Origin of the sequence: Malonomonas rubra, from assembly GCF_003247215.1 — a bacterium.
Taxonomy (GTDB): Bacteria; Desulfobacterota; Desulfuromonadia; order Desulfuromonadales; family Geopsychrobacteraceae; genus Malonomonas; species Malonomonas rubra_A.
Window position 1 is genome coordinate 1 of sequence record NZ_QKAP01000068.1, and the last position, 7,721, is coordinate 7,721.

Sequence of the window (7,721 nt, forward strand, 5' to 3'; positions counted from 1 at the left end):
TGACAGTATAGATCAGAGTTCCTGCTGGTCGCAATAAAGGCTCCAAATAACTATAGATTTTTTTTTTCAGATTGCATTAATTTGCTAACCGGCTGAAGTACTGTCTAATTTTAATGTCTGGTTATCGACTTCGCTCAAGTAACCGGCTCCAGAACCAGAAATTTCAAAGGTGCTGGAGCTGACTGAACAGTTTGTTGCATGATTCGCCAAAATCGCTTGCCAACTGATCTGCAATTACGGCGATTAAAGCGAAAAACATATTCATCCAGGTTGCGCTGCAAATACTGCGAATCAAATCGCCCCTGGAGCGTACCGAGCATGACCCGTTTAGCGAGTGACGCAACCAAATGGACGCCGGGCAATGCGCTTTCCTTATCAGTGGTTTTACTCTGAACGATGGCTTTGTGGTTATCGCCTTCCTTCTGTAAAACACTGTAAGCTCCCCAGCCATCAGTTGTGACCTGACTGTAGGCTAAGATATTTGTTTTGAAAAAGACGTCAGCTCGCAAGCGCTACAGCTCTCAACGGTCGGCATGCGCAGTCGACCAAGCTTACGCCTTTTAAGTTCGACGGCAACCGCGACTTTACATTTGTGCTCAGCCCCTCTGCCTCGCTTGCCGCTGTGTGCGCCGCCGAAAAAACATTCATCAACATGGACGGTGCCGGAGAGCTTGTTTCGATTCGGAAAAACCGTGCAGGTTCGTAACGGTTGCAGCCAGGACCAGGCTGTTTGGTAACTGCTGAACCCAAGCAAAGCTTGCAGGGTGGTGGAATTGAGCCCGTTCGTACGGGTGGAGAATCACCAAAGAGCCTTGAACCAGAGAGTCAAAGGCTTTCTGGTTCCATGAAAGATCGTTCCCGCAGTGACTGAGTGCTGATATTCACAGTGCCTGCAGAGATAGAGGCCTCTGGAACTCATCCAGAATTGGTCATGGCCACAGCGGGAGCATCTGAACCCCTCTGCCCAGCGAAGTTGAAGGAGATAGTCAGGGCTGGCATCTTAGGTATTGAACCCGCGGTCAAGTTCAACTTCATTGCTTGGAAAATCTTCTGTCCTAGCCGGCCTCCTCTTTAAGATGAGGCCAGTTTGTATTCATTACGTGACAGCTAATATCTCAACTGGAGCGAAGTGGACAACCAGATATTAGAATTGCCCTTGATCCATTTGTTCTAAGTGGTTGTGAATGTTGTTCTGCTCCCAATAACTGAAATTGCGGAGGCAGAATTAACAGGGATGTTGCCAGCCTTTGCGCTGGAGAGGTAATGGGTATGGAGGTTTCAGGCTAGATGAGCATTGCGGTTCAAAAGATCGCAACGAACAAGTTGCAGGCCGGGTAGGCGATCTTGACTGAACCCTGGGAAAAACAGAGCAGAATGGGGCCAATGAGCAGCAAAAAATACAAATTGCTCAACAGACCGGAAAAGGGACGAACATCGAAGTAAAAGCTTGATTTTAGCTATCTTCTGCTTCTAAACCCTGCCCGACATAGATCGAACCGTGTTTTCTTTTTCTATTTCACCGGTAGCGCACAAGGTTTTTCCGCTTCGTCCAAACGCACAAAAGTGACTTTTGTGCTGAATACCTCTTTCTCAACAGTTGCACCGGGTTCATCGGCAAAAACCGTCACTAAATAAGTCAGTGAGGTTTGGCCTCGTTCAACCTCTTCCATGTGGTAGCGCAGGATCGCGCCATTTTTTACCGGCTGCTTGAAGTGGCAGGCCTCCATGTTGATGGTGACAAAGGAGCAGCCGGGATAGTCGCGCGTGGCTGCCATCCAGGCGTTTTCATCAACCCATTTCAGCATGATGCCTCCGAACAGGTAACCGTGATGGTTCAGGTGTTCTGGCCTGACTAGAGTAAAGTTATCCATTAATATCGCTCCTCAACCGCTCTGAATTGCTCTTCCGCGTGGAAGGATGAGCGGACCAGCGGACCAGCTTCGACATGTTCGAAACCGAGCTTTTTACCCAGCTTGGCCAGTTTGGTAAATTCATTCGGGTGGACAAAGCGTTGTACTGGATAATGTTCGCTTGAGGGAGCCAGATATTGTCCCAGAGTTAGAATCTGGCAGTTATGCAGGCGCAGGTCGCGCATTGTTTGGTAAATCTCCTCTTCGCTTTCTCCCATGCCGAGCATCAACCCCGATTTAATAGTGAGCTGGTCAGAGAATCGTCGAACTTGACTGAGCAGTTCAAGGGAGCGCTGATATTCTGCTTCCGGGCGCACCTGGGGATAAAGGCGCGGAACCGTTTCGATATTATGGCCGATAATATCTGGGGCTGCAGCTACGATGCTTTGTAGTACTGCCCAATTCCCCTGCAGGTCGGGAATCAGCAGCTCGATCCGGCAGCCAGGTGCCTGCTGCCTGATTTCTCCGACCAGAGCGACAAAATGGGCGCCACCTCCATCCATCAGATCATCGCGGGTGACCGAAGTGATGACCGCATGTTTCAGGTTCAACTCGGCAATCGCTTTGGCTACCTTTTGCGGTTCCTGCGGGTCGGGCGGTAGAAGGGCTTCGCTGGAAACGTTGCAGAAACGGCAGTGACGGCTGCAGTTGCTGCCGAGGATCATGAAGGTGGCTGTCCCCTTGCTCCAGCATTCTCCCTGGTTCGGGCAGGCGGCGCTACGGCAGACGGAGTTCAGCCCCTGCTGCCGGTGATAACGATCGATGCGAGCATATTCCGGCCCAGCGGGAAAGCGGACTTTCAGCCATTCTGGTTTGCGTAGTTGTGGTTTCGGCATTTGAAAAATCTCTCAGCTTGAATGAATCAGCATAGCATGCGCCGGGTTATAAAAGACAGAGCCTGTTCACTGGTTGTGAGCAGGCTCTGTTTGGGTTCGTTGCTAGTATTTCAGATTGGTTCAAAATTCGACTTGTCGACTCCACAAAGAGGGCAACACCAGTCATCCGGTATATCTTCGAAGCCGGTGCCCGGAGCAATGCCATGGGCCGGATCACCTTTCTCGGGATCGTAAATATAGTCACAGATAATACAGCGGTACTTGTCCATTGGAACCTCCTTTGAGGGTTAAGTTTCGCCGACTCTAACAGATCGGGGAAAACATGACAAGCTAGGTAATTAATTGTGACTAAGGCTAGAGCATCTCCATGACCGCCTTAACGGTTTTTTCTATCCCTTCCGCTGCTTCGCTGATGTTGCCAGCAAGCATGTAGGCCGGTGTCGAGACCAACTTGTTCTCTTTGTCGATGACAAACTCCCGGACCGGGCATTCGACGTGGGTAGAACCCATGGTGGTGACGGCCTTTGCGGTTCCTTCATCGGTGCCGATGGTCAGTTTGTGAGCCAGATTATCATCGCCGAGCACTTTCGAGACCAGGGCCGGGGCGATGCAGATCGCCGCCAGTGGCTTTTTCGCTGCCACCACTTCACGTATCAGCCTGGCCACTTCTGGATGCACTTCGCAGTCGGTACCTTTAACTGCGAAATTGCAGAGATTTTTGGCTGCGCCGAAACCACCGGGCAGGATCAACGCATCGATATCGCTCGCTTTGATTTTAGCAATGTCGGTGATCGCTCCACGAGCAATCCGGGCCGCTTCCTCCAAGACATTACGGGTCACGCCTTCCATTTGTTCGCCAGTCAGGTGGTTAACCACTGTCTGCTCCATGTTCGGAGCCATACAGACAGCTGTCGCACCGGCCCGATCGAGAGCCAGCAGGGTAATGACCGTTTCGTGAATTTCACTGCCGTCGTAAACGCCGCAGCCAGAAAGAACAACACCTACTTTCGTCATGGAAATCCTCCTGATATCTGTTGATCGGTTTATAGAAAAGTTGATCGACAAAACAAAGCATAACAGATAGAGCTTATTTTTAACTCTGCTGGCGCGCTTTAGTTGCGGGTATACAGCACCGCAATGCCATGGGCGATTTCTTCGCCGAGGGCTTTCAGACTGTGTGGTTCGTTGGAATCCCAGTAGACCGAATCACCGGGGTTCAGCACATAGGTTTCGGTGCCATGATTCAGTTCGATACAGCCTTCAAGCACATAAAGAAACTCTTCCCCAGCGTGCTGTACCGCCTGCGGTTGGGCGGCCTGCTGCGGGTCGAACTCAACTAGGAAGGGTTCCATGTGTTTATGCTTTTTGCCGTAGGCGAGTGAATGGTACAGATACGGCTGCGGCGGTCCACCATGCTGCGGACGGCGATGCAGACGGTTTGAATCTCCGGCCCGAACGACCAGACATTTCTGGGTGTTGTCTTCTTCCTCGAAAAAGGTCTGCAGGGGGACTCTCAGCGCCTTGGCAATCCTCAAGAGGGTCGCCAGCGGCGGAATCACCTGTTCATTTTCGATCTGGGACAATAGTGGTTTGGAGAGCTCAGTCTCCTCTGATAAATCCTGCAGGGTCAAGCGTCGGTCCTGACGAAGCTTTCGAATCTGTGGGCCGATTTGTAGCTCTCTGACTTCTGCTCTGAACTCGTCCATAAAATCTCCTTTATAACGTAAACTGAAACAATTTTTAGCCGCACCTGCAGAAACAGTCAAGTGATTAGAAACACAGCAAAGGATGGATTCTGCAGAGCCCCTGTGTTAGAAATGAAAACTAAAGTAGATTTGATCTCTTTGGAAACAGCTTTTGAGGGTTTGCATGAAGCAACAGGCGGAGGATAGTACCTTTGATGCTATCCTGTTCGATCTCGACGGAACTCTGCTACGGGTGCAGATGACGGAATTCATTCCCCGTTACGTTGAGGGGTTGGCCGAACTGTGTCGCGACTATGTAAAACAGAAGAAATTTATTCGGGTGATGCTCGGTGGCATCCGCAGCCTGATTCAGCATCATGGCGACGGGGTGATGACCAATGAACAAAGGTTGCATTCGATGCTGCAACAACATTTGGCCATCCCGGAAGCCGCGTTGCGCAACTGCTTTCAGCGTTATGCTGAGGAACAACTCGAATCACTCAGAGATCTGGTTCGGCCGATCCCGCTGGCACGGGAAATTTTAGCGCAATGCCAGCAATTTCAAGTGCCACTGGTGTTGGCGACCAATCCGGTTTTTCCGGAGTTCATGATCCAAGCCCGTCTGCGTTGGGGAGGGCTGAGCGATATCCCTTTTCAGCACATGACCAGCGTTGAAAACAGCTGCTATTGCAAACCGCAGTCAGATTACTTTCGGGAGATCGCCCGGCACTTGGGGGTGCAGCCCGAGCGTTGCCTGATGGTTGGCAACGATACTCTCCAGGATCTCGCGGCTGCTTCGGTCGGTATGAAGACGTTTCTTGTCGATACTTGGGTAGTTGAGCGTGAGGGGGCTGGCTGGCCTTGCGACCACCGCGGAGACCATGGCGCTTTGCAGCGCTTCTTGCAGACCAGAAGGTTCTGAAGCGATCTGTCATTATTGGGAAAATAGAGAATATGACTTGAAAAATTGAAAAACCTTTAATAAACTCTTTATTGTATCTATCGATTTTTTTACAACGAGGGGGTGGAGGCTTTATCTATGGCAAGACTGGTCGAAAATCCTGATCTCGCATTTCGCTTGGCGCGCGCCATTGTTTCCGATGTTGCCCTGTACAATCAGGACAAAGTGTCTGAAGGGATTAAAAACGATAGCATCTTCGATCTGATGAAGGAAGAACTGGAAGAAGGGCGTGAACATTTTTTTTCGCGCGTATCCCCTGATCTGCCGGACCGTGAGCACCTTTACGAAAAGGCGATTGTCGATGTGATGATCAAGCAGGCCGGAAAGATAGAAAGTCCCATCTGGTAAATGTCAACAGAACATCTGAGCTTTCCCGAAGATCGCTCAACAGAGCGGCTTGATGCTTTTCTGGTCGTGAGTTTTCCATATCTAAGCCGCTCGCAAGTGCAAAAATTGATCGCCAGCCAGCAAGTGCTAGTTGACGGAGTTCCCACCAAGGTCAGTTATAAACTGAAAGGTGGAGAGTTGATCGAGGTCAACATCCCCGAGCCAGAACTGGCCGAAGCAGTTCCCGAAGAAATCCCCCTGACGATCCTTTACGAAGATCACGACCTGATCGTGGTTGACAAACCGCCCGGAATGGTGGTACATCCCGCCGCCGGACATGTGACCGGTACACTGGTCAATGCCTTGTTGCATCATTGTGACGATCTGGCCGGAATCGGTGGTGAGCTGCGTCCCGGGATTGTCCACCGGATCGATAAAGACACCTCTGGGGTGCTGGTGGCGACCAAGAACGATCAGAGCCACCAGCATTTGGCTGCCCAGTTCAAGGCCCGCAGCGTCAATCGTCGCTATCTGGCGCTGGTCGGTGGTCAGCTGCCGGGGAGCAGCGGGACGATCGATCAGCCGATCGGGCGCCATCAACTGCAGCGCAAGAAGATGAGTAGTAGAACCCGCCACGGCAAAAGAGCAGTGACGCACTGGAAAGTTTTACACACGTATCTGGCAGATCGCTTGTCTCTGATAGAATGTCGATTGGAGACTGGGCGTACCCATCAAATTCGGGTGCATTTGTCCGAGCAGGGGGTACCGTTGGTCGGTGACCCGCTCTATGGGGGAAGAAATAGCCTCAAAAATCTGGCCGATCAACAGTTGCGGCAACTATTAGAAAAACTGCCCGGGCAAGCGTTGCATGCCCAAACCCTAGGCTTCGTCCATCCGGTCACTGGAAAATACCTAGAATTTTCAACCGATCTGCCGCCGGTATTTGCGGAGATCGTAGACTATTTACAACAGAAATACGCCAATCCGGAAGGTACCGGCTGATATTGGCAGCGGAGTCTGTTATGAAACTCGTACGCAATGGGAAAATGTCGTTTTTGCAGCCTTCTGGTCTGGAAGATGGAATCGTTGCCGGGTTCAGTGCCCGTAATGGAGGGGTCAGTCGTCCTCCCTACAATTCCTTGAACCTGGGGTTGAACACCGAGGACCATTTGCCGAATGTCGAAGGTAATCGCTCGACCTTCGCCCGCAGCTTCGATCTGCAGCCACATCAGTTGTTAACCGTAAAGCAGGTGCATGGTAACGACCTGCTGATTATCGACGAGCCGAATCTTGATCTGACTCATTTCCTGTCTCTGGAAGTTGATGCCATTGTCACCAACCAGCCTGATATCATGATCGGCGTACTGGTGGCCGATTGTTATCCTGTACTGCTCTGGGATAGCAGGAAACAGGTAGTCGCGGCCGTTCATGTCGGCTGGCGTGGCGCGGCCAACGGGATTCTCAAAAAAGTGGTCAATGCCATGCAACAGCATTTTGATTGCCAGCCAGCCGAACTGAAGGCGGCAATCGGTCCGGGGATCGGCGCACATAAATACGAGGTCGATCGCCCGGTGCGTGATGCTTTTCGCAAAGGAAGCGGATTCTGGAGTGAGATCTCGACCGAAATCAGGCTTGGACATTGGCAGCTTGATATTGGCTTGAGTTGCCGGTTGCAGCTTGAACAGGTTGGCCTGAAAGTTAACTCGATTGCTCAGGCAAAGGAGTGCACCTGCTGCCATCCAGAGTTGCTGTTCTCTTATCGCAGGGACAACGGCAAGACCGGCCGGCAGATAGGATTTATCAAATTGTCCAAATGAATGGCTTGAGTTGAAAAAGGGATCGCGTAATGCGGTCCCTTTTTTTGGTTTGCCCAGCGGAGCTGGCAAACCCGGCCTGTTGCAAGATGCAGGCGTCACCCTGATCAGGGGGAAGACAATCCGAATCGCAAGGGCGTTGCTGGCAACGGCAGGGTCTGAAGGAAGCGATAGGAAGTAAGCTGCAC

Annotated in this window: 9 protein-coding genes and 2 pseudogenes; 4 read left to right on the forward strand and 7 right to left on the reverse strand. The window is 51.4% G+C overall.

Features of this window, described 5'->3' with window-relative positions; genetic code table 11:
• Positions 1–134: 134 nt before the first annotated feature.
• From Q7J88_RS15375 to Q7J88_RS06585, 7 genes and pseudogenes are all read right to left on the reverse strand, one after another.
• Positions 135–754 (reverse strand): annotated as a pseudogene (locus tag Q7J88_RS15375) (IS1595 family transposase).
• Positions 755–799: 45 nt separating this feature from the next.
• A pseudogene (locus tag Q7J88_RS15380) lies at positions 800–976 on the reverse strand (transposase); the annotation flags it as partial.
• Positions 977–1,511: 535 nt separating this feature from the next.
• Complete coding sequence (locus tag Q7J88_RS06565; protein ID WP_303721361.1) at positions 1,512–1,871, reverse strand: acyl-CoA thioesterase; 360 nt, start codon at positions 1,869–1,871, stop codon at positions 1,512–1,514.
• Positions 1,871–2,746, reverse strand: coding sequence for a lipoyl synthase (lipA, locus tag Q7J88_RS06570; protein ID WP_303721362.1), 876 nt, complete (start codon positions 2,744–2,746; stop codon positions 1,871–1,873). Before lipA ends, Q7J88_RS06565 begins: the two co-directional genes overlap by 1 nt.
• Before the next feature lie 110 nt (positions 2,747–2,856).
• Complete coding sequence (rd, locus tag Q7J88_RS06575; protein WP_303721363.1) at positions 2,857–3,015, reverse strand: rubredoxin; 159 nt, start codon at positions 3,013–3,015, stop codon at positions 2,857–2,859.
• Positions 3,016–3,100: 85 nt separating this feature from the next.
• The gene (elbB, locus tag Q7J88_RS06580; RefSeq protein WP_303721364.1) at positions 3,101–3,760 is read right to left on the reverse strand and encodes an isoprenoid biosynthesis glyoxalase ElbB; all 660 of its coding nucleotides are present in this window, start codon (positions 3,758–3,760) and stop codon (positions 3,101–3,103) included.
• Between the two features lie 98 nt (positions 3,761–3,858).
• Positions 3,859–4,452, reverse strand: coding sequence for a helix-turn-helix domain-containing protein (locus Q7J88_RS06585; protein WP_303721366.1), 594 nt, complete (start codon positions 4,450–4,452; stop codon positions 3,859–3,861).
• Between the two features lie 163 nt (positions 4,453–4,615).
• Between Q7J88_RS06585 and Q7J88_RS06590 the strand changes: the two genes are divergently transcribed.
• The 4 genes from Q7J88_RS06590 to pgeF all read left to right on the forward strand — a co-directional run bounded on the left by Q7J88_RS06590 (position 4,616) and on the right by pgeF (position 7,536).
• Complete coding sequence (locus tag Q7J88_RS06590) at positions 4,616–5,353, forward strand: HAD family hydrolase (protein ID WP_303721367.1); 738 nt, start codon at positions 4,616–4,618, stop codon at positions 5,351–5,353.
• A 117-nt stretch (positions 5,354–5,470) separates the two neighbouring features.
• Complete coding sequence (locus Q7J88_RS06595) at positions 5,471–5,740, forward strand: hypothetical protein (RefSeq protein ID WP_303721368.1); 270 nt, start codon at positions 5,471–5,473, stop codon at positions 5,738–5,740.
• A complete protein-coding gene (locus Q7J88_RS06600; protein ID WP_303721369.1) occupies positions 5,741–6,721 on the forward strand; it encodes an RluA family pseudouridine synthase in 981 nt (326 codons plus the stop codon).
• Positions 6,722–6,741: 20 nt separating this feature from the next.
• Positions 6,742–7,536: a peptidoglycan editing factor PgeF gene (pgeF, locus tag Q7J88_RS06605; RefSeq protein ID WP_303721370.1), complete on the forward strand. Its 795-nt coding sequence runs from the start codon at positions 6,742–6,744 to the stop codon at positions 7,534–7,536.
• Positions 7,537–7,721: the final 185 nt, after the last annotated feature.